The following is a 21679-nucleotide window of genomic DNA, read 5'->3' as shown; positions in this document are numbered from 1 at the left end:
AAGGATGTTTATCTTGCGCCTCTTACTCCGCGTGCTGACCCTGATCATCGTGCTGTCGGGATTGGTCCTGGCAGTGGTTCTGTACTACGTCGCCAACCCGAAATTGCCTTTCTACACGCCCGTGCAGCAGGTGCATTACCTGGATCAGTGGACGGAACAAGAGCGGCAAACCTATTACTTCACCCCTCAGGGCACCCAGGTCAAAGGCCTGCGCTACGAGTGGTTCCAGGCGCTGGAGTTGCCTTTCTCAGAGCAACGCTTCGCGGCCCCCGACTACCTCGCGCGCTTTGGTTTTCTGATCGACCCGCTGCAAACAGCCACACCGGACAACCCCGGCAATTTGCCCGTCGGTTTTGCCCGACATCAGAACGCCGGCAGCACCGAGCAATATCTGGACATCACCTGTGCCGCTTGCCACACCGGCGAATTGCACTTTAAAGGCCAGGCCGTGCGCATCGACGGTGGCACGGCGCAGCATGTATTGCCTTCGAGTGTTCCTACACTGCGCGGCGGCAGTTTCGGACAGGCATTGGTGGCAAGTCTGACCTCGACTTACTACAACCCGTGGAAATTCGAACGCTTCGCCCGCCACGTACTGGGCGATGAATACGACGCGCGCCATGCGCAACTGCGCAAGGATTTCAAACAATCGCTGGATACGTTTCTCAAAGTGGCGTGGAACGACACCCATCGCGGCCTCTACCCGACCGAGGAAGGCCCGGGGCGCGCCGACGCATTCGGGCGGATCGCCAATGCGACGTTCGGTGATGCGATCTCCCCTGCCAATTACCGCATCGCCGACGCTCCGGTGGATTACCCGCAACTGTGGGACATGTGGACATTCGACTGGGTGCAGTGGAACGGTTCGGCGCAACAGCCGATGGCCCGCAATATCGGCGAAGCGTTGGGCGTTGGCGCCACCCTGAATTTCTTCGATACCAACGGCCAGCCGCTGCAAGGCGATGCGCGCTATGCCTCCAGCGTGCGCGTGCGCGATCTGCACAAGATCGAGGAAACCCTGCAGAAACTGCGGCCACCTGCCTGGCCGGAGGCCTTGTTCGGTGCAGTCGATAAACCTCTCGCGGCCAAAGGACGCGCGCTGTTCGCGGAAAATTGCGCCGGCTGCCATGTGCCACGCAAGACTCAGGAAGGCGAGCGCTGGGTGCAGCGCTTACCCCTGTTGCCGGTGGACGTCATCGGTACCGACCCAAACGCCGCCAACAACATTGCCAGCCACCGCTTCGACCTGACGGCCCTGCAATGGGACCTGAAAGAACTGGAAAAAATGGACGTCAAACTGCACCCGACGCCCGAGGAGCCGCTGGATCTGAGTCAGTTGTCGGTGGCCAAGGGCCTGGCGTACGTGACCGCCTTCGTCGAAGGCCGTGCCTATCGCGAGGCTCAGGTCACGCCCGAGGAGAAGCCGCGCCTCGACGGATTCGGCTTGCCGATCGGTGTTCGCGAAAAAGTCGCGTACAAGGCGCGACCGCTGGCCGGCGTCTGGGCCACCGGGCCATTTCTGCATAACGGTTCGGTGCCGAGCCTTTATCAACTGCTGTCACCGGAGGATGAACGCGCCACCACCTTCTATAAAGGCACCTTCGAATACGACCCTCGGCACCTGGGCTATCGCACCGAAGCCTTCACCAATGGCTTCCTGTTCGACACGCGGATCAGCGGCAATCACAACAGTGGTCACGAGTTCCGTGCCGGCGAACGCGGCAATGGCGTGATCGGCCGCCTGCTGCTGCCGGAAGAACGCTGGGCGCTGCTCGAATACCTGAAAGTCCTCGGCGGCCCTCTGGAGGCGCAACTGCCATGATGTTATCGACCTTCAATAAGCGCCTGTCATTGCTGGCGCGGATCTGGTTGTGGCTGGGCCGCCTGGTGGGCAGAACCTTGCTGCTTTTGCTCGTTATTGGCCTGATTGGCTGGGCCATCGGCACGGCGTGGTGGGCCTGGCAGCATCGCGGACCGGTGTCGGCTCTGGAACAGATTCCCTCCGGTGAAGCCGGCATGACACAAGGCGTGATCCAGACGGCCGTGCGCATCGTCGATCAACACCGTGAAAGCACGCGTTTCCTGCGCGACGCGCATGCCAAGGCTCACGGCTGCGTGAAGGCTGAAGTGCAGGTATTGCCGCAACTGGCGCAATCGCTGCGCCAAGGGGTCTTCAGCGAACCGGGACACACCTGGCAGGCGATAATTCGCCTGTCCAACGGCAATGCTTACCCGCAGTTCGACAGCATTCGCGACGCACGGGGCATGGCGATCAAGCTGCTCGACGTACCCGGCAAGCAGTTGTTGGGAAATCGCCAGGAACAGCACGAGCAAGACTTCGTGATGTTCAGCCACCCCAACTTCTTTGTCAGCGATGTCGCCGAGTACCGTCAGAATGTGGCGGCGCAGGCTGACGGCAAGAAGATCCTGGCGTTTTTCCCCGGTTGGGATCCGCGCACCTGGCAGGTCCGTCATCTGCTTATCGCGCTGGCGACGCTGTCGCCGCCACCGGACAGTCCGACAGGGACGACTTACTTTTCGGTTTCGCCCTACAAGCTCGGTGAGGCGAATGCGAAGTTTCGCGTGGCACCGGATCCGGACAGTTGTCCGGCTTACACCCTGCCAAAACAGAACCACGACCTGCCGAACTTCCTGCGCAGCGCGTTGAATCAGCAGTTGTCGACGGATCGCGTGCCGGCCTGCTTCGTCTTGCAGATTCAGCGTCAGGATGCGAACAAGTACATGCCGATCGAGGACACCAGCATCGAATGGCGCGAGCAGGATTCACCCTTCGAAACCGTGGCGCGGATCACCCTGCCGCCACAGGATTTCGATACCCCGGCGCTGAATCTGGCCTGCGATAACCTGTCGTTCAATCCGTGGTTTGGTGTCGAGGCCCATCGGCCGATTGGCGGGATCAACCGCCTGCGCAAGGCGGTGTATGAGGCGGTGAGCGATTATCGGCATAGCCAGAACGCCACGCAGTAAGCAGCGGCCTGTGGCGAGGGGATTTATCCCCGGTGGCTTGCGCAGCGGGCCTCGGTTTTAAAAGTCGGGCCGGCTTCGTAACCCAACGGGGATAAGTGCCACAGAAGCAATGCAGAAATTGTCGAATCGCAGATAGCACAAAGCCCGCACAAGGCGGGCTTTGTGTGGTTATCTGGCGTTCAGTGTTCCAGATAACCGAATATGGCGCAGCGGACGGGGACTCGAACCCGCGACCCCCGGCGTGACAGGCCGGTATTCTAACCGACTGAACTACCGCTGCGCGAAACGCTTGAAACGAATGGTGGGTGATGACGGGATCGAACCGCCGACATTCTGCTTGTAAGGCAGACGCTCTCCCAGCTGAGCTAATCACCCTTCGCTTCGTTACGGGGCGCATTATGCCACAAGTTTTCGTAAAGTGTTGATTTAATTGAATTTTTTTTCAAATAAATCCGAAAACCGGTGAAACGACACAACCCGATGGAACAAGGTACAAACGTGAGACAGAAAAAAACCCGCCTCAGCGGGTTTTTCCGTGGTGACCTGGCGTTCAGTGGTCCAAGTTACCGAATATGGCGCAGCGGACGGGACTCGAACCCGCGACCCCCGGCGTGACAGGCCGGTATTCTAACCGACTGAACTACCGCTGCGCTAAACACTTGAAACGAATGGTGGGTGATGACGGGATCGAACCGCCGACATTCTGCTTGTAAGGCAGACGCTCTCCCAGCTGAGCTAATCACCCTTCGCTTCGGTGTGGCGCGCATTCTACGGAGCGACCCAACCTCTGGCAAGCACTTTTTTAAATAATTTTCTCAGGCCTTCCAAAGGCTTAGAGAAGGGTTGGCCTACGGCACGGCGAAGACAATAATGCCCCCCTTTGTATAAAGGAGAGACTCACCCCATGTGGTTCAAAAACCTGCTTATCTATCGCCTGACCCAAGACCTGCCTGTCGATGCCGAGGCGCTGGAAACTGCACTGGCCACCAAACTGGCGCGTCCATGTGCAAGCCAGGAGTTGACCACCTACGGTTTCGTCGCGCCGTTCGGCAAAGGCGAAGATGCTCCACTGGTGCACGTCAGCGGTGATTTCCTGCTGATCGCTGCACGTAAAGAAGAACGCATTCTGCCGGGCAGCGTCGTGCGTGACGCCGTCAAGGAAAAGGTTGAAGAGATCGAAGCCGAGCAGATGCGCAAGGTCTATAAGAAGGAACGCGATCAGATCAAGGATGAAATCATCCAGGCCTTCCTGCCGCGCGCGTTCATTCGTCGCTCGTCGACCTTCGCCGCCATCGCGCCGAAACAGGGTCTGATTCTGGTCAACTCGGCCAGCCCGAAGCGCGCCGAAGACCTGCTCTCCACCCTGCGTGAAGTGCTCGGCACCCTGCCCGTCCGTCCGCTGACCGTGAAAACCGCGCCGACCGCCGTGATGACCGAATGGGTCACCACCCAGCAAGCCGCCCCGGACTTCTTCGTACTGGACGAGTGCGAACTGCGCGACACCCACGAAGACGGTGGCATCGTGCGCTGCAAGCGTCAGGACCTGACCAGTGAAGAAATCCAGTTGCACCTGAGCACGGGCAAAGTCGTGACTCAACTGTCGCTGGCCTGGCAGGACAAACTGTCGTTCATGCTCGACGACAAAATGACCGTCAAGCGCCTGAAGTTCGAAGATCTGTTGCAGGATCAGGCGGAACAGGACGGCGGCGACGAAGCGCTGGGCCAGCTGGATGCGAGCTTCACCCTGATGATGCTGACCTTCGGCGACTTCCTGCCGGCGCTGGTTGAAGCGTTGGGCGGTGAAGAGACGCCGCAGGGGATCTGACGAAAACCTGTTCCATCTGAAGGAACAGGATCAACTGTGGGAGCTGGCTTGCCAGCGGTAGCGGTGTAACAGATGACTATAGTGGCGTCTGACACACCGCCATCGCTGGCAACCCGGCTCCCGCATGTTTTAGGGTGTTCATTTAATAATAAGGATCAAGCCATGCGCGCACTGGCTGCACTCAGCCGCTTTGTCGGCAATACCTTCGCTTACTGGGTTCTGATTTTCGCCGTGATCGCGTTTCTGCAACCGGCGTGGTTTCTCGGTCTCAAGGGCGCCATCGTGCCGCTGCTTGGCCTGGTCATGTTCGGCATGGGCCTGACCCTCAAGCTCGACGACTTCGCGGCCGTCGCCCGCCATCCGTGGCGCGTGGCGCTGGGTGTGGTTGCGCACTTCGTGATCATGCCCGGCATGGCGTGGTTGCTCTGCCAGATTTTCCACCTGCCGCCGGAAATCGCCGTCGGGGTGATTCTGGTCGGCTGCTGCCCGAGTGGCACTTCTTCCAACGTCATGACCTGGCTGGCCCGCGGTGACCTGGCGCTGTCAGTGGCGATTGCCGCCGTCACCACCCTCCTCGCTCCGCTGCTGACCCCGGCCTTGATCTGGCTGCTGGCCTCGGCATGGTTGCCAGTGTCGTTCATGGAGTTGTTCTGGTCGATCCTGCAAGTGGTGTTGCTGCCGATCATCCTCGGCGTGGTTGCACAGCGCTTGCTCGGTAACAAGGTGCGCCATGCGGTGGAGGTGTTGCCGCTGGTGTCGGTGGTCAGCATTGTGATCATCGTCACTGCGGTGGTGGCTGCCAGTCAGGCGAAAATCGCCGAGTCCGGCTTGTTGATCATGGCGGTGGTGATGCTGCACAACAGCTTTGGCTACCTGCTCGGTTACTTCACCGGCCGCCTGTTCAACCTGCCATTGGCCCAGCGCAAGTTGCTGGCACTGGAAGTGGGCATGCAGAATTCGGGGTTGGGCGCCGCGCTGGCCAGCGCGCACTTTTCGCCATTGGCGGCGGTGCCCAGTGCGCTGTTCAGTGTCTGGCACAACATTTCCGGGGCTTTGCTTTCCACCTACTTCCGGCGCATGAGCGAGAAAGAAGATCGCGAGACGCTGGCCGGGCAAGCGACCGACTGACCGCGAAACTTGATCCCCGGGTTAATGCTCGTCAGACTATTGCGCTACGCGGGGACGACCCTGCGACTCGCTCGAGTGCTTAATCTGGGGACGACCCCGTCAAACGATGGAGGTCTTTCATGTCCTGGATCATTCTGTTTTTCGCCGGTCTGTTCGAAGTCGGCTGGGCCGTCGGCCTGAAATACACCGACGGCTTCAGTCGTCCGCTCCCCACTGCACTGACCGTTGCGGCGATGGCCATCAGCCTTGGCCTGCTCGGCCTGGCGATGAAGGAACTGCCGCTGGGCACGGCCTATGCGATCTGGACCGGGGTCGGTGCCGTGGGCACGGTGATTGCCGGGATCATTCTGTTTGGCGAGTCGATGGCGTTGATTCGGCTGGCCAGTGTGGCGTTGATCGTTACCGGGTTGATCGGCCTCAAAATCAGCGCCTAAGCCTCTACCGCTATCGCGAGCAGGCTCACTCCTACAGGAGGACGCATTTCAAATGTAGGAGTGAGCCTGCTCGCGATGAGGCCAGATCAGTTGGCAACTATCGAACGCTGCCGCGCAACGCCCCCACCACCCCCTGCAACTTCGCCGGCTCCGCCGCCTCAACCGCTACCGCCGAACCTGCCACCAAGGTCACGCGCGACCACAACCGCTTGAACAGGCCCTTGTTCGGATCACGGCTGAAGAAACTGCCCCACAACCCTTGCAACGCCAGCGGAATCACCGGCACCGGGGTCTCCTCGAGAATCCGCGTCAGCCCCCCCTTGAACTCATTGATCTCGCCGTCAGTGGTCAACTTGCCTTCCGGGAAGATGCACACCAGCTCACCGTCCTTTAGATACTGGGCAATCCGGGTGAAGGCCCTTTCATAGATCTGGATGTCTTCGTTGCGCCCGGCGATCGGAATCGTCCCTGCGGTGCGAAAGATAAAGTTCAGCACCGGCAGGTTGTAGATCTTGTAGTACATGACAAAGCGAATCGGCCGACGCACCGCGCCACCAATCAGCAAAGCGTCGACAAACGACACGTGGTTGCACACCAGCAGGGCCGCACCTTCGTCGGGAATCGCCTCCAGGTTGCGATGTTCGACCCGGTACATGGAATGGCTGAGCAGCCAGATCATGAAACGCATGCTGAATTCGGGAACGATCTTGAAGATGTAGGCGTTGACGCCGATGTTCAGCAGCGACACCACAAGAAACAGCTGCGGAATCGACAGCTTGGCCACACTGAGCAACACAATCGAAACGATCGCCGAGACCACCATAAACAGCGCATTGAGAATGTTGTTGGCAGCGATCACCCGCGCCCGCTCATTCTCCGCGGTGCGCGACTGGATCAACGCATACAGCGGCACAATATAGAAGCCGCCAAAAATGCCGAGGCCGAGAATGTCGACCAACACCGCCCAGGTGTGCACGAAGCCCAGCACTTCAATCCAGCTGTGGCCCGTGACGCTTTCCGGGATACCGCCGGAATGCCACCACAACAACAGACCAAACACGGTCAGACCGAACGAGCCGAACGGCACCAGACCGATCTCGACCTTACGCCCGGAGAGTTTCTCGCACAGCATCGAACCCAGTGCGATACCGACCGAAAATACGGTAAGAATCAAGGTGACCACGGTCTCGTCGCCGTGCATCCACTCCTTGGCGTACGCCGGGATCTGCGTCAGATAAATCGCCCCGACAAACCAGAACCACGAGTTGCCGACAATCGAGCGCGACACCGCTGGCGTCTGCCCCAGACCGAGTTTCAACGTCGCCCAGGACTGGCTGAAGATGTTCCAGTTCAGGCGCATTTCCGGGGATGCGGCTGCGGCACGAGGAATACTGCGGCTGGCCAGATAGCCCAGCACGGCAATCCCGACAATGGCGGTCGAGACCAGCGGCGCGTAATGGGTCGATGACATGATGACCCCGGCGCCAATCGTCCCGGCGAGAATTGCCAGAAACGTGCCCATCTCCACCAGGCCGTTACCGCCTACCAACTCATCCTCACGCAGCGCTTGCGGCAGGATCGAATATTTCACCGGTCCGAACAGCGCCGAGTGCGTGCCCATGGCGAACAGCGCCACCAGCATCAGCGACAAGTGATCAAAGAGAAACCCGACCGATCCTACGGCCATGATGGCGATTTCCGCGAGTTTGATCAGACGGATCAGCGCGTCCTTGGCGAATTTTTCGCCAAACTGCCCGGCCAGTGCCGAGAACAGGAAAAACGGCAGAATAAACAGCAGCGCACACAGGTTGACCCAGATCGAGCGGTCGCCTTCGATGGTCAGGCGGTAAAGAATGGCGAGGATCAACGACTGTTTAAAAACGTTGTCGTTGAACGCACCGAGCGACTGGGTGATGAAAAACGGCAAGAAGCGCCGGGTGCGCAGCAGGTTGAACTGTGAGGGGTGACTCATCTTCCGTGTGTCCCTGATGTTTAAGGTAGAGAGGCCTGGGTACTGCTTATTGGAATCTCGAACCGCGATCCAGGCCACACCTTACCTAAACTTTCCAGGTTATTTCTTCAAACCTGCAATGCAGGGCGAGACAAACAGCTCGCCGCGCCATGCGCCTTGCACGGTACGTTTGCCGACAATCAGCCACATCACTGCCAGTAAAGTCACCAACACCGTGCCGACGACATTGAAAAACGCCAGATTGAGAACGCTGGCCAGTTTCAGCGTCGCCAGCGAATACACGCCCAACGGAAAGGTGAAGCCCCACCAGCCGAGGTTGAACGGGATACCGTCGCGCAAATAACGCGCGGTAATCAGTAATGCCATCAACATCCACCACAAGCCGAAGCCCCACAGCGTGATACCTGCCACCAGGCCCAGGCCCGAAGCAATTTCACCGACACCCGGCAGACCGTTGGCGGCAAAGATCGCCGGCGCGTCGCCCCCCAGCAACAACATGCCCAACGCTCCCGTGCCGATCGGACCGAGCGCCAGCCAGCTCGACGCGGCCATGTTTTCGTGGGGCAGCTTGTGCAGGGCCATACGCAGCAACAGGATCGTCAGGATGCTGAACGCCACCGGCAGGGAAAAGGCCCAGAGCACGTAGCTGGTGGTCAACACCACCAGTTGCGCATGGGCATCGGCGAGATGCGGTGCGAGCAAGCCGCCACTGGCCGCTGACACTTCTGCGGCCACCACGGGCAACAACCACACAGCGGTCATCTGGTCGATGCTGTGCTCCTGACGGGTAAACATCATGTAGGGAATCAACACGCCGCAGGCCAGCGACATGCCCACATCGAGCCACCACAGCACTTCGGCAAGGTGAATCACACCTTCCCCCCAGCGTGGCAGGCCGAACAGCAGAACGCCGTTGATGATCGTCGCCAGGCCCATGGGAATGGTGCCGAAGAACATCGACACGGTGGAATGACCGAAAATCCGCCGCGCCTCGTCAAAGAACAGGATCCAGCGCGCGGCGTAGGCGAAGGTAAACAGGGTGAACAACAGGATGTTGAACAGCCACAGCCCTTCGGCAACGGTGTGTAATCCGGGAATAGCCAGCGGCAATTGCGCCAGCGCCAACGCCAGCACACCGGTGCCCATGGTTGCGGCGAACCAGTTAGGGGTGAACTGGCGGATCACTTCACGCGGATGCTGAAGCTGGCTGAATGGCTTGAGGCCGGTTTTGACGCTGTTGGGGCAAATCATCATGAACTCCTGTCCTCTGGTGAGGTTGAGTCCATGGTAGATCTGAATCGAATATCTATATAACGGGTAATATCTCTAACTGTTATCTGTTTTATGGATAAGCCGTCAGACACTGCCTTCGCTTTCTATCACCAGAATCCGCGCCGCGCCCTGCGGATGCGCCACATGCTCAGTGCCGACCGAGGCATAAAAAATATCGCCGACCTCCAGCACCACCTGCTTTTCTTCACCTCCCTCGCGATAGCGCATCTGCACCCGGCCATCGAGCACCACAAACACTTCCTCACCGTCGTTGACGTGCCATTTGTACGGCTGATCCGTCCAGTGCAGGCGCGTGGTGATGCCGTTCATGTTGGCGATGTCCAGCGCGCCCCAAGCGCGGTCGGCGGTGAAGGACTTGCTGCGAATGATCTTCATGAATCGTTCCGTGAGCAGATTGACTACGCAAGGCTAACCGAAAGCGCTGCGCTTATGGCGCGCGACACACCTTGGCCGGTGCCGGACGCAAGCTGAGCAACAATGCCGCCACGGCCAGCACAATCAATACCGCGCCATAACCATCGGTGGTCACCAACAACCCCAGGCTGCGGGTCAGGTGCCCGGCCAGCAACGCCGGCAAACAGAATGCCAGGTAACTCAGCACGTAATATGCCGACATCAGACCGGCCCGCTCATGGGGCAAGGCCAGCGGTACCAGGCTGCGCACGGCGCCGAGGAATCCCGCACCGAACCCACAACCGGCCACCAGCGTGCCGAGGAAAAACAGCGACAGACTGGCGCTGTGCACGCCGAGCAGAATCAGCACCAGGCCGATCGGCAGCAGACTCGCGCCCCATTGCAGCGCGCGGGCGGCGGGTCGATTGCGCATGGTGAAAATCATCAGCGCTCCGGTCACAGTCAGGGCCGCCACGGTCGCGCCACCGATCAGGTTGGAGGTCGAACCGGTGGCGGTGCGCACCAGCGACGGGGCCAACGACGCGTAAAAACCGCCGAGCGCCCAGGTCGCGGTGTTCAGCGGCAGCACTCGCCACAGGGTCGGGCGTGCCTGCAACGGCACATGCAGCGTCGGTCGCAGCGACGCCCACGCCCCCGCTTGGCGGGTGACCGTTTCCGGCAGGCGCCAGACATACAGCGCCTGCAACACAAACAGCGCAAGTAATAACCAGTAGGTCAACTGCAGCGGCGCCGGGGCGAACTCGGCGAGCAAACCGCAGCCCATGCCACCCAACGCCATGCCCAATAATGGCGCGACGCTGTTGATCAATGGCCCTTGCTGACGATCCGTATCGAGCAGTGTTGCGCTTAAAACGGCGGTGGCCATGCCGGTGGCGAAGCCTTGCAGCACCCGTGCGCTGATCAGCCAGGTCACGCTGTCGGCCCCGATAAACAACACCATCGCCAAAGCGTTGAGCAGCACGGCAGTAAAAATCACCGGTTTGCGTCCGAGGTGATCAGACAGCGAACCGACGGTCAGTAACGCCGCCAGCAGACTGAGGGCATAAACGCCGAAAATCAGGGTCAGCACCGCTGCCGAGAAGTGCAACTGATCCTGGTACAGGTGATACAACGGCGTCGGCGCGGTGGAAGCGGCGAGAAAACTGAGTAAGGTGATCGCCAGAAACCACAGGCTGGAACGGTTGGAAGCGCCGTTATTAAAAGGGCTGGTCATGTGCACACTCCGCAAAAGCTAATTTTTTGCTTTTGCGGAGTGTGCTACCGCCTCACGCTTAAAGCAAATTCTTTGTGTTAAGGTCTGCCCCATGGCTATTAAAGAAGGTTTACGCCCCGGTGGCCGCAGCGCCCGGGTGCAAGATGCAATTCATTCGGCGGTCCGTGCACTGCTGCAGGAACAGGAACGTTCGAGCGTGACCGTGCCGCAGATCGCCGCGCGCGCCGGGGTCACGCCATCGACGATTTATCGACGCTGGGGTGATCTGGCGGCGTTGCTGGCGGACGTCGCGCTTGCCCGCATGCGCCCTGACAGCGAACCGGCACAAACCGGCAGCCTGCGCAGCGATATCCGCGCCTGGGCCGAGCAATACCTCGACGAGATGAGTTCCGAGCCCGGGCGCAACATGATGCGCGACGTGCAGGCCAGTGCCACGCCGGGGTACTGCGTGACCATCCTCGGCGCGCAGCTGCAGACCATCATTGACCGCCACCCGGATGAAGCGGCGCCGAGTATTGATCGGTTGATCAATCTGGTGGTGGCGCCAGTGGTGTTCCGGATTCTGTTTTCAGCGGCGGCGCTGGAGGTTGAAGAGTTGCATCGCCTGATTGATATCGCGTTGCGTCAGGACTGACGCCATCGCTGGCAAGCCAGCGCCCACAGGATCTGTGAGGTCACGGCGTCTGTGCCACTGGAGATTTTTGTGGGAGCTGGCTTGCCAGCGATGAGGCCTGAACGGTCACTGCAAAAACCACCCGGTTCTTGCGCTGCGACACCCCGCCACGCCACGACCTTGGTCGACACTGACTAACCGCCGCGCACATGCGAGACTGTCCGCCCGGGCAGGAATGCCAGGGAGTCTTCTGTCGGGAGTGTTGCATGTCGTTGTCCACCGGGCTGATCGCCGCCGTCGCCCTGGCCTATATGGCCATCATGTTCGCCATCGCCTTCTACGGCGACCGTCGCAGTGCGCCGTTGCCGCCGCGGATGCGCGCGTGGGTGTACAGCCTGTCGCTGGCGGTTTACTGCACCAGCTGGACGTTCTTCGGCGCCGTCGGTCAGGCTGCCGAGCAACTGTGGTCGTTCCTGCCGATTTACCTCGGGCCGATCCTGCTATTGGTCGGCGCGCCGTGGGTTCTGCAAAAAATGGTGATGATCAGCAAACAGGAGAACATCACCTCCATCGCTGACTTCATTGCCGCGCGCTACGGCAAATCGCAATCGCTGGCGGTGGTAGTCGCGCTGATCTGCCTGGTCGGCGTTCTGCCCTACATCGCCCTGCAACTCAAAGGTATTGTCCTCGGCGTGAACCTGTTGATCGGCGCCGGTGCCGATGCCATGGGCACTCGCGCCCAGGACACCGCGCTGATCGTCTCGCTGGTGCTGGCGCTGTTCACCATTGTCTTCGGCACGCGCAACCTCGACGCCACGGAACACCACCGTGGCATGGTGCTGGCGATTGCCTTCGAATCGCTGGTCAAGCTGTTTGCCTTTCTCGCCGTCGGTGCCTTCGTGACGTTCGGCCTGTACGACGGCTTCGACGATCTGTTCAATCAGGCGATGCTCGCCCCGCGCCTCGAGGAATACTGGAAAGAGACCATCAACTGGCCGTCGATGGTGGTGCAGACCGGCGTGGCGATGATGGCGATCATCTGTTTGCCGCGGCAATTCCACGTCACCGTGGTGGAGAACATCGACCCGCAGGATCTGCGCCTGGCCAAATGGGTATTTCCGGCGTACCTCGCCCTGGCCGCGCTGTTTGTCGTGCCGATCGCCCTTGCCGGGCAGATGCTGCTGCCCGGCGACGTATTGCCCGACTCATTCGTGATCAGCCTGCCGCTGGCCCAGGCCCATCCGGCACTGGCGATGCTGGCATTTATCGGCGGTGCGTCGGCTGCCACCGGCATGGTGATTGTCGCCAGCGTGGCGCTGTCGACCATGGTGTCGAACGACATGCTGTTGCCGTGGTTACTGCGGCGCAATAATGCCGAGCGGCCGTTTGAGGTGTTCCGCCAGTGGATGCTCTCTGTGCGCCGGGTGAGCATCGTGGTGATTCTGTTGCTGGCCTATGTCAGCTACCGCCTGCTCGGTTCGACCGCGAGCCTGGCAACCATCGGCCAGATCGCCTTTGCCGCGGTGACGCAACTGGCACCGGCGATGCTGGGCGCGCTGTACTGGAAACAGGCCAACCGTCGTGGCGTTTTCGCCGGACTCGCAGCCGGGACCTTTCTGTGGTTCTACACACTGGTTCTGCCGATTGCTGCGCACAGCCTCGGCTGGTCCCTGAGCAGTTTTCCGGGGCTGGCATGGCTGCACGGTAATCCGCTGAACCTGCCGATCACGCCACTGACCCAAGGCGTGGTGCTGTCGCTGGCCGGTAACTTCACTTTGTTCGCCTGGGTCTCGGTGCTGTCGCGCACGCGAGTATCGGAGCACTGGCAGGCCGGGCGTTTTATCGGACAGGAAATCAGCGCCCGGCCGAGTGCGCGCTCGATGCTTGCGGTGCAAATCGACGATCTGCTGCAACTGGCCGCACGCTTTGTCGGTGAAGAACGTGCGCGGCAAAGCTTCATCCGTTTTGCTTATCGCCAGGGCAAAGGCTTCAACCCGAACCAGAATGCCGACAGCGAATGGATTGCCCATACCGAACGGTTGCTGGCCGGGGTGCTCGGAGCGTCTTCGACCCGTGCAGTGGTAAAAGCCGCCATTGAAGGCCGGGAAATGCAGCTTGAGGACGTCGTCCGGATCGCCGACGAAGCCTCGGAAGTGCTGCAATTCAACCGCGCCCTGCTGCAAGGCGCGATCGAGAACATTACCCAGGGCATCAGCGTGGTCGACCAGTCGCTGAAACTGGTGGCCTGGAACCGTCGCTATCTGGAGCTATTCAACTACCCGGACGGCTTGATCAGCGTCGGCAGGCCGATCGCCGACATCATTCGCTACAACGCCGAGCGCGGCTTGTGTGGCCCCGGCGAAGCGGAAGTGCATGTCGCCCGGCGTCTGCACTGGATGCGTCAGGGCCGTGCGCACACCTCGGAACGTCTGTTCCCCAATGGCCGGGTGATCGAGCTGATCGGCAACCCGATGCCCGGCGGCGGTTTCGTCATGAGTTTCACCGACATCACTGCGTTCCGCGAAGCCGAACAGGCGCTGACCGAGGCCAACGAAGGCCTGGAGCAACGGGTCACCGAGCGGACTCAGGAACTGTCGCAACTCAACGTCGCCCTGACCGAGGCCAAGGGCACCGCCGAGGCCGCCAACCAGTCGAAAACGCGCTTTCTGGCCGCCGTCAGCCACGACCTGATGCAACCGCTGAACGCCGCGCGCCTGTTCTCCGCGGCCCTCTCCCATCAGGACGACGGGCTGAGCAGCGAGGCGCAGAAACTGGTGCAGCACCTCGACAGTTCGCTGCGTTCGGCCGAGGACCTGATCAGCGACCTGCTGGACATTTCCCGCCTGGAAAACGGCAAGATCAATCCCGATCGCAAGCCGTTTGCCATCAACGAACTGTTCGACACCCTCGGCGCCGAATTCAAGGCGCTGGCGCAGGAACAAGGCCTGAGCTTCCGCGTGCGCGGCAGCCATTTGCGCATCGACAGCGACATCAAGTTGCTGCGGCGGATTCTGCAGAACTTCCTCACCAACGCCTTCCGTTACGCCAAAGGTCCGGTTTTGCTGGGTGTGCGGCGCCGTGGCGACGAATTGTGTCTGGAGGTGTGGGATCGCGGACCGGGCATTCCGGAAGACAAACAGCAGGTGATTTTCGAGGAGTTCAAGCGCCTCGACAGCCACCAGACCCGCGCCGAAAAGGGCCTCGGGCTGGGTTTGGCGATTGCCGATGGTCTATGCCGGGTACTGGGGCATACGTTGCGTGTGCGATCGTGGCCGGGGCGCGGCAGCGTGTTCAGCGTCAGTGTACCGTTGGCCCGCACGCAAACCGTGCCGGCCAGCACCACTACCGAGTTGAATGGCAAGTTGCTGGGCGGTGCGCAGGTGCTGTGCATCGACAATGAAGACAGCATTCTGATCGGCATGAACAGCTTGTTGACTCGCTGGGGCTGCCAGGTCTGGACTGCACGCAATCGCGAGGAATGTGCGGCGTTGTTGAGCGAGGGGGTGCGCCCGCAATTGGCGCTGGTGGACTATCACCTCGATCACGGCGATACCGGCACCGAGTTGATGGCATGGTTACGCACCACGCTGGGAGAGCCGGTGCCGGGAGTGGTGATCAGTGCCGATGGCCGGCCGGAAACCGTGGCGCAGGTGCATGCGGCAGGGCTGGATTACCTGGCCAAACCGGTGAAACCGGCGGCGTTGCGGGCGTTGCTGAGCCGGTATGTGCCGCTTTAAGCGCACTCATGAGCCCTTGCCACAGAAGTCCGGGTTACTCTGGCAGTTCCACCAGCCCATCGACATCGGTCATCGCCCGCTCCAGCAGATCAGCCGGCAAGCTCTTGCTCGCCCGCGCGCCCAGCAATTTGAGCTGCTCACTGCGACTGACCAGATTGCCGCGTCCCTCGGTCAGCTTGTTGCGCGCCGAGCTGTAGGCTTTGTCCAAGCTGCTGCAAGCGATTGCCGACCTCGTCCAGATCCTGAATGAACAGCACGAACTTGTCATACAGCCAGCCCGCGCGCTCGGCGATTTCCCGGGCGTTCTGACTCTGTCGCTCCTGCTTCCACAGGCTGTCGATCACCCGCAACGTGGCCAGCAAGGTGGTCGGGCTGACGATAACGATATTGCGGTCGAAAGCCTCCTGAAACAGGGTCGGCTCGGCTTGCAACGCGGCGGAAAATGCCGCTTCGATCGGCACGAAGAGCAGCACGAAATCAAGACTGTGCAACCCCTCCAGACGCTTGTAATCCTTGCCGGCCAAGCCCTTGACGTGATTGCGCAGGGACAGCACGTGCTGCTTGATCGCGATCTGCCCCAGGGTGTCGTCTTCAGCGGCCACGTATTGTTGATACGCCGTGAGGCTGACCTTGGAGTCGACCACCACCTGCTTGTCGCCCGGCAGATAAATCACCACATCCGGCTGGAAACGCTCGCCATCCGGCCCCTTGAGGTTGACCTGGGTCTGGTACTCGCGGCCCTTCTCCAGCCCGGCGTGTTCGAGCACCCGCTCAAGAATCAGCTCGCCCCAGTTGCCCTGGGTTTTCTGGCCTTTGAGGGCGCGGGTCAGGTTGGTCGCCTCGTCGCTCAGACGCAGGTTGAGCGCCTGCAAGCGTTCCAGTTCCTTGGCCAGCGAGAAGCGCTCGCGGGCTTCGGCCTGGTAGCTTTCTTCCACGCGCTTTTCGAAGGACTGAATGCGCTCTTTCAACGGATCGAGTAACTGCCCGAGCCGCTGCTGGCTGGTTTCGGCGAAGCGCTGTTCGCGCTCATCGAAGATCTTGCCCGCCAGTTCGGCGAACTGTGCACGCAGCTCATCGCGCGAACCTTGCAGGTCGTTGAGGCGCTGTTGATGGCTTTCCTGCTGCTCGCGCAGTTCGGCATTCAGCGAAGCGGCCTGTGCATCGAGGCGACGCAGTTCGGCTTCCTTGTTGGCGCGTTCAAGGTTCCAGGCGTGGGAAGCGTCGCGGGCGTCATCGCGTTCGATTTGCAGCAACTCGACTTCGCGGCGCAGGGCGGCCAGTTCGGCTTGCTTGGCGGCGTTGGCCTGCCCCAGGTCGGCGATTTCGTCGCGGCTGGGCATCCAGTTGTGCGTTGAGCCCGTCCTGCGACAGTTGCGCCATGGCCAGCCGCTCTTCGAGCAAGGCGACCTCGGCCTGCCTGTCACTGGCCCGGCGCTGCAGCTGCCAGGCCAGTGCCAGCAGCGGCAACCCCGCCGCTGCGAGACCGAGCAATACGCTGGTCAAGTCCATAGCCATAGCGACTCCTGCCAATCTTATAAAGCCTGAAGGTTAACCAAGGCGTCAGGTCTTGGACAGCTCAGTCTGCGATGAGCCCGAGTTCCTCTTGCGCACGACGGTCGCCGGCGCGGGCGGCCTGACGCAAAAGATCCTGACCGATACGCCGGTCCCGGGCATTGCCGCATTCACGGCACATCAACTGGCCGAGACGGCTTTGCGCTGCAACCACACCTTCACGCGCCGGCTGCTTGAGCAGGCGACCGGCCAGGTGCTTGGCATTGTGGCTGGCGCTCAGGCGCGGGCTGTCGAGCAGCCACTCGGCCACACGCACGGAAAATCGCTTGGGCGGGGTAACAGGAAGTGGTTGTGAGGTAACAGAGTCTGATACTGAGCGAAACTTCATAAAACACTGTGGGACAGATCGGAAGGCGCGCCACTCTACTCTCTTTTTCCTACAGGTAAAGTCGAAAAATAACCCGGCACGCCCGTGCTAGAGCAAGCGCTCGGGACAATCCACAGAAGCTGTGGATAACTCAGTGGACAACCGCCCTCCAACCCGCGCAAAGCCTTATGGAATGGGGCTCGCAGTCAAACTGACGATTTTTTCACCAACAAAAAAAAGCGATGGTTTTCATTGACTTAAACTTTCGATACAGGCAGTGACCGGGGTCAGGATTGTTATGACAGCGCCGTTACAGGCTGCGCAACTAATGTGCACAAGTACCTGTTACCCGGTTATATCGGTGCGCTTTTTCGGGTCGTTTTGCATCCCGAACGGGAGATAAGCGGCTTGGCGCCGGAAATGGCTGCACGCTTTTGTGGCGACCGACGGTTGATCGGGCGAGACTCCTTCGCCAGCAGACTCGCTACCCCACCAGACCGCGATCGCAGTGGAAGCGAGCCTGCTGGCGAAGAGGCCTGTCCTGTCACCCGTGATCCGCGCGACCGCACGTCATCTTTTTAACGATGGGTTTGCATAACCCGCAACGATTGGTTAGTATCCGCGGCGTTAGTACCAAGCTGAAAGTCAATTCCGGTCGAACACATCCCCACGGTCAACCTTCTTCCAAGAAGCATCTACCGAAAAAAGCGGGAAACGACCCCTCGATGGTTTCCAGGTAAATCTTGCGACGACACGCCTTTGAATGAATACAAAGGGTGTTGCGAAGAACACTTACTCTGACCGAACCAACCTGCAAATTGATCAGGATCTTCACCCCGGGCCCAGAACCTTTGCCCTCGTTGTGATGCCTGTCCTCCTAAGTACCTACCTGCCAGCCCAAGCGCGCCAACTTATTCAGCGCTTGCAAACTGGCTGCTTTGTTCCAGTCGGGTTCTTCGTTCGACCAACGGTGGTCGACGTTACTGGAACGTTTTAACGTTGCACGGTTCTTATCCGTGTCATTTGTAGGAACACCTAATAACTATGTCTACTCAAATCCAGACTCAGGATGCCATTCGCACCCTAACCAACGCCTTCGCACCGATGAACTGCCTGATCATGGCCGCTCGCAAAGGCTGCTTCAGCTTCACCGTAGTCAATGAACACGGGATCGCCCGCCACAGCGAGCGTCTGTACCCCGATCAGTACTCCAGCGCCGAACCGCTGCAGGCCGTGATCGATCGTACACGTCAGGCCCTGGTTGCCTGAGAGCCGAAAAGGCTGCAAAAAGCAAAAGCCCCGCCTGAAACGCGGGGCTTTTTATTGCCTGATATTTCAGTTTTTGCCCGTCGCGCCTAAGCACCTTCGGATATAACGGTTATAACTCGAAGCTGGAAATATTTTAAAAACAGACCTTTACATCGCGAATATGACACTACACTTCAACTCAAGCGGCTTGATCCGCTTGCGGCGAGCCTGAGTCGATCCACCGCTGCCAAGGCCCCCTTCAGGACTCGCCGAACCATTACAAGATCCGAGGGTTTTATGGGTATCGCTGCCAGCGAACTGTGCCGCTATGTGATCCGTCCTACATTGATCTACCTGGGACGCCACTGCGCAACCGCCGAATCCCTGCTGCTGGGCATCGCCGCCAGCCAGTCCGCCCTCGGATCCGCCCTGCATGACCGCCGTGGCCACGGCCTCTACCGTATTGCCGAGCATCGCCATCAGGCCCTTTGGGATGACTATCTGGCCCTCGACCCGGAGCGCGCCAGCCTGGTGCGCGGCCTCGCCAGCCAGCATGCTTTCCTCAGCGGCCCACACCTGGAATTGACCGTTAATCTGCGTTACGCCACTGCCATTGCCTGGCTGCTGGTCGAAGAACAAAACCCCACCCTCCCCGACCCGAACGACTTGCTGGGAATGGCGCGCATCTGGCGTCAGACCTTTCAGCCGCAGGGACGTCTGCGTGATTTCACTTACGCCTGGCAGACCTGTGTTTCACCGCTGAATCAGGTCGCCTGTTAAACCGTCCGCTTTGCAAGATCGCTCATCAGGTAGCGAATTTGGTCGGATTGTCCTACAAAACCGCTCTAACTCAAGGCATACGGACTATAGCGCTGGGACGAAAATGTTGGTAATTTTCGCCCCGGTGATCACCAGGAGTTCTAATAATGAAAAAAGTCATGCTCAAAACCACCCTTAGCCTCGCCGTTACCATGGCATCCACCCAGATCTTCGCAGCTGGCTTTGCCATCAACGAACACAGTATCAGCGGGATGGGCACCGGTTACGCTGGGCGATCCTCTTCTGCCGACGACGCAAGCACTGTTTATGGCAACCCTGCCGGTATGTCGCGCCTCACGCGCGAACAAGTCACGGGCGGTGTTGCATTCCTCGATGCCAAAACCGATATCAGCGACGCCAGCTCCAGCCCTAACGGCGGCAGCAACAAAGGCGACATGGTGCCCTTCACCTCTGTACCTATGGGCTTCTACGTCAAACCGATTGATGAGCATTGGGCATTCGGCCTCGGCGTTTACGTGCCGTTCGGCCTGATTACCGACTACGAAAAAGGCTTTGCCGGCCGCTACTTCGGCAGCAAGTCCGAAGTACAGGTCATCACCTTCCAGCCGACTGTCAGCTACAAGTTCAACGACGTGGTGTCGGTAGGTTTCGGTCCGACCATCAACCGCATCGACGGCACACTGGAATCCAACCTGTCGATCACTCAGGCTGCGCCGGACGGCAAGGTCAAGATCAAGGGTGACGACACCGCGCTGGGCTACAACGTCGGCGTACTGGTGCAAGCCACCGACACCACGCGCCTGGGTCTGACGTACCACTCGAAAGTCGACTACAAGCTCAAAGGCGACACCAAGGTCAACTATGGCCTGCTCGGCGCAGTCGGCCTGGGCGCCAACCAGAAGTACGACGCTTCGCTGAAGATCACCACGCCTGAATCCATCGACTTCTCGGTCACCCAGGCGATCAACGATCGCTGGAACGTCTACGCCGGTTCGACCTGGACCCGCTGGAGCCAGCTGGAAAAAATCACCGTCAAGAACTCCGGTGTACAACCGCTGCTGGCCGGTCAGTTTGGCGAGATCACCGAAGACCAGAACTGGCACGATTCCTGGGCTTACGCTGTGGGTACGTCGTACCAGTTGAACAAGGAATGGGTACTGCGTACCGGCCTGACCTTCGACCAGTCGCCGACCAACAACGTCGACCGTTCGCCACGCATCCCGACGGGTGACCGGACCATCTTCAGCATCGGCGCTGGCTGGAGCCCGACCGAAGACCTGACCATCGACGTCGCTTACTCGTACCTGAAGGAAGAGTCGGTCAAGATCCGCAACGAAAACGCACGTGGCCAGACCTACGACGCCAAGTATGAAAACTCGGCAAACGGTTTCGGTGTCGGCGCGACCTACCGCTTCTGATGCTGCCGGGCGGGGTTAACCCCTCGCCCACTAAAAAGCCCCGCTCTCTTGTACAGAGGCGGGGCTTTTTTAATGACTATGCGAGACTCATGTTGAAATACAACACAGGCTCCCACCAAAGCACTCAACGCATCAGGGCTTCAGCGGTTTCGAAGCGATGGCCTTCTCGATTGCCGCAATAAACTCCGGATCATCCGGCTTGGTCAGGCTTGAAAAGTTGGCGATCACCTTGCCCTGGCGATCGACCACGTATTTGTAGAAGTTCCACTTCGGCGCGCTACTCTGCGCAGCGAGCACCTGAAACAGATGCGTAGCGTCATCTCCCCGAACTTTTTGAGGTTCGGTCATGGCGAAGGTCACGCCGTAGTTGGCGTAGCAGACCTTGGCGGTCTCTGCGCTGTCCTTGGACTCTTGCTTGAAGTCATTTGAAGGAACCCCGAGCATTTGCAGCCCTTGCGCCTTGTAGCGCTGATTGAGCGCCTCCAGGCCTTCGAACTGCGGGGCAAAACCGCAGAAGCTGGCAGTGTTGATCACCACCAGCGGTTTATCGGCGTACTGCCGGCACAGGTCGATGGACTCCTTGGCCCGCAATTTGGGCAGCGAACCTTGCAGCAGATCGGGACAGTCAGCGGCCTGGGCCAGGCCAGTCAACGCCATCAGCAACGCAGGAACAGCACACCAGCGCATCAGCATGTCGAGCATCCTTAAGCAGTCATCAGACTTCGACGTTACTCGCC

16 protein-coding genes, 4 tRNA genes and 1 pseudogene are annotated in these 21679 nt (G+C 59.9%); 10 read left to right on the top strand and 11 right to left on the bottom strand.

Annotation, left to right across the window (positions count from 1 at the left end; all coding sequences use genetic code 11):
* The first annotated feature begins 13 nt into the window (after nt 1-13).
* Together ACXX9E_RS14080 and ACXX9E_RS14075 are read left to right on the top strand one after the other, a co-directional pair.
* On the top strand, nt 14-1822 hold the full coding sequence (locus ACXX9E_RS14080) for a di-heme-cytochrome C peroxidase (protein WP_458555572.1): 1809 nt from the start codon (nt 14-16) through the stop codon (nt 1820-1822).
* Nucleotides 1819-2988, top strand: coding sequence for a catalase family protein (locus tag ACXX9E_RS14075; RefSeq protein ID WP_458555571.1), 1170 nt, complete (start codon nt 1819-1821; stop codon nt 2986-2988). Before ACXX9E_RS14080 ends, ACXX9E_RS14075 begins: the two co-directional genes overlap by 4 nt.
* A 202-nt stretch (nt 2989-3190) precedes the next feature.
* Here the strand turns inward: ACXX9E_RS14075 and ACXX9E_RS14070 are convergent.
* The 4 genes from ACXX9E_RS14070 to ACXX9E_RS14055 form a co-directional block, all read right to left on the bottom strand.
* Nucleotides 3191-3268 (bottom strand) — tRNA-Asp (locus ACXX9E_RS14070).
* Nucleotides 3269-3287: 19 nt separating this feature from the next.
* Nucleotides 3288-3363, bottom strand: a tRNA-Val gene (locus tag ACXX9E_RS14065).
* 198 nt (nt 3364-3561) lie between these two features.
* A tRNA-Asp gene (locus ACXX9E_RS14060) sits at nt 3562-3638 on the bottom strand.
* Between the two features lie 19 nt (nt 3639-3657).
* Nucleotides 3658-3733: transfer RNA gene (locus ACXX9E_RS14055), tRNA-Val, on the bottom strand.
* Nucleotides 3734-3892: 159 nt separating this feature from the next.
* On the opposite strand from ACXX9E_RS14055, the gene rdgC reads away from it, so the two are divergent.
* From rdgC to sugE, 3 genes are all read left to right on the top strand, one after another.
* Nucleotides 3893-4813: a recombination-associated protein RdgC gene (gene rdgC, locus ACXX9E_RS14050; RefSeq protein WP_047600223.1), complete on the top strand. Its 921-nt coding sequence runs from the start codon at nt 3893-3895 to the stop codon at nt 4811-4813.
* 162 nt (nt 4814-4975) lie between these two features.
* Nucleotides 4976-5941 (top strand): bile acid:sodium symporter family protein, encoded by a 966-nt coding sequence (locus ACXX9E_RS14045; RefSeq protein ID WP_458555570.1) that lies wholly within the window; start codon nt 4976-4978, stop codon nt 5939-5941.
* A 119-nt stretch (nt 5942-6060) separates the two neighbouring features.
* Nucleotides 6061-6375: a quaternary ammonium compound efflux SMR transporter SugE gene (gene sugE, locus ACXX9E_RS14040; RefSeq protein WP_123465948.1), complete on the top strand. Its 315-nt coding sequence runs from the start codon at nt 6061-6063 to the stop codon at nt 6373-6375.
* Nucleotides 6376-6472: 97 nt separating this feature from the next.
* On the opposite strand, the gene ACXX9E_RS14035 is transcribed toward sugE, so the two are convergent.
* From ACXX9E_RS14035 to ACXX9E_RS14020, 4 genes are all read right to left on the bottom strand, one after another.
* A complete protein-coding gene (locus tag ACXX9E_RS14035) occupies nt 6473-8347 on the bottom strand; it encodes an MFS transporter (RefSeq protein ID WP_458555569.1) in 1875 nt (624 codons plus the stop codon).
* 99 nt (nt 8348-8446) lie between these two features.
* Nucleotides 8447-9598 (bottom strand): TDT family transporter, encoded by a 1152-nt coding sequence (locus tag ACXX9E_RS14030; protein WP_123465944.1) that lies wholly within the window; start codon nt 9596-9598, stop codon nt 8447-8449.
* Nucleotides 9599-9703: 105 nt separating this feature from the next.
* Nucleotides 9704-10015, bottom strand: a complete 312-nt coding sequence (locus ACXX9E_RS14025) for a cupin domain-containing protein (RefSeq protein WP_458555568.1) — start codon at nt 10013-10015, stop codon at nt 9704-9706.
* 52 nt (nt 10016-10067) lie between these two features.
* Nucleotides 10068-11267, bottom strand: a complete 1200-nt coding sequence (locus tag ACXX9E_RS14020) for an MFS transporter (RefSeq protein WP_322374009.1) — start codon at nt 11265-11267, stop codon at nt 10068-10070.
* Between the two features lie 91 nt (nt 11268-11358).
* Between ACXX9E_RS14020 and ACXX9E_RS14015 the strand changes: the two genes are divergently transcribed.
* Nucleotides 11359-11901, top strand: coding sequence for a TetR/AcrR family transcriptional regulator (locus ACXX9E_RS14015; RefSeq protein WP_458555567.1), 543 nt, complete (start codon nt 11359-11361; stop codon nt 11899-11901).
* A 245-nt stretch (nt 11902-12146) separates the two neighbouring features.
* On the top strand, nt 12147-15617 hold the full coding sequence (locus tag ACXX9E_RS14010) for a hybrid sensor histidine kinase/response regulator (RefSeq protein WP_267805523.1): 3471 nt from the start codon (nt 12147-12149) through the stop codon (nt 15615-15617).
* Nucleotides 15618-15651: 34 nt separating this feature from the next.
* Here ACXX9E_RS14010 and ACXX9E_RS14005 read toward each other — a convergent pair.
* Together ACXX9E_RS14005 and ACXX9E_RS14000 are read right to left on the bottom strand one after the other, a co-directional pair.
* Nucleotides 15652-17018 (bottom strand): annotated as a pseudogene (locus ACXX9E_RS14005) (DNA recombination protein RmuC).
* Nucleotides 17019-17193: 175 nt separating this feature from the next.
* Nucleotides 17194-17517 carry an SEL1-like repeat protein gene (locus ACXX9E_RS14000; RefSeq protein WP_186748347.1) on the bottom strand — a complete coding sequence of 108 codons (324 nt, stop codon included), beginning with the start codon at nt 17515-17517 and terminating at the stop codon, nt 17194-17196.
* Between the two features lie 1023 nt (nt 17518-18540).
* Between ACXX9E_RS14000 and ACXX9E_RS13995 the strand changes: the two genes are divergently transcribed.
* The 3 genes from ACXX9E_RS13995 (at nt 18541) to ACXX9E_RS13985 (ending at nt 20942) form a co-directional block, all read left to right on the top strand.
* Nucleotides 18541-18765, top strand: coding sequence for a hypothetical protein (locus ACXX9E_RS13995; RefSeq protein WP_108589715.1), 225 nt, complete (start codon nt 18541-18543; stop codon nt 18763-18765).
* Nucleotides 18766-19041: 276 nt separating this feature from the next.
* Nucleotides 19042-19524: a hypothetical protein gene (locus tag ACXX9E_RS13990; protein ID WP_186748351.1), complete on the top strand. Its 483-nt coding sequence runs from the start codon at nt 19042-19044 to the stop codon at nt 19522-19524.
* 146 nt (nt 19525-19670) lie between these two features.
* Entirely contained in the window at nt 19671-20942 is a 1272-nt protein-coding gene (locus ACXX9E_RS13985; protein ID WP_458555566.1) for an OmpP1/FadL family transporter, read from the top strand.
* A gap of 132 nt (nt 20943-21074) precedes the next feature.
* On the opposite strand, the gene ACXX9E_RS13980 is transcribed toward ACXX9E_RS13985, so the two are convergent.
* Nucleotides 21075-21635, bottom strand: coding sequence for a glutathione peroxidase (locus ACXX9E_RS13980; protein WP_457237443.1), 561 nt, complete (start codon nt 21633-21635; stop codon nt 21075-21077).
* Between the last annotated feature and the right edge of the window lie 44 nt (nt 21636-21679).

Source organism: Pseudomonas sp. GNP014, from assembly GCF_054344005.1.
This window is presented reverse-complemented; position numbering and strand designations above follow the sequence as displayed.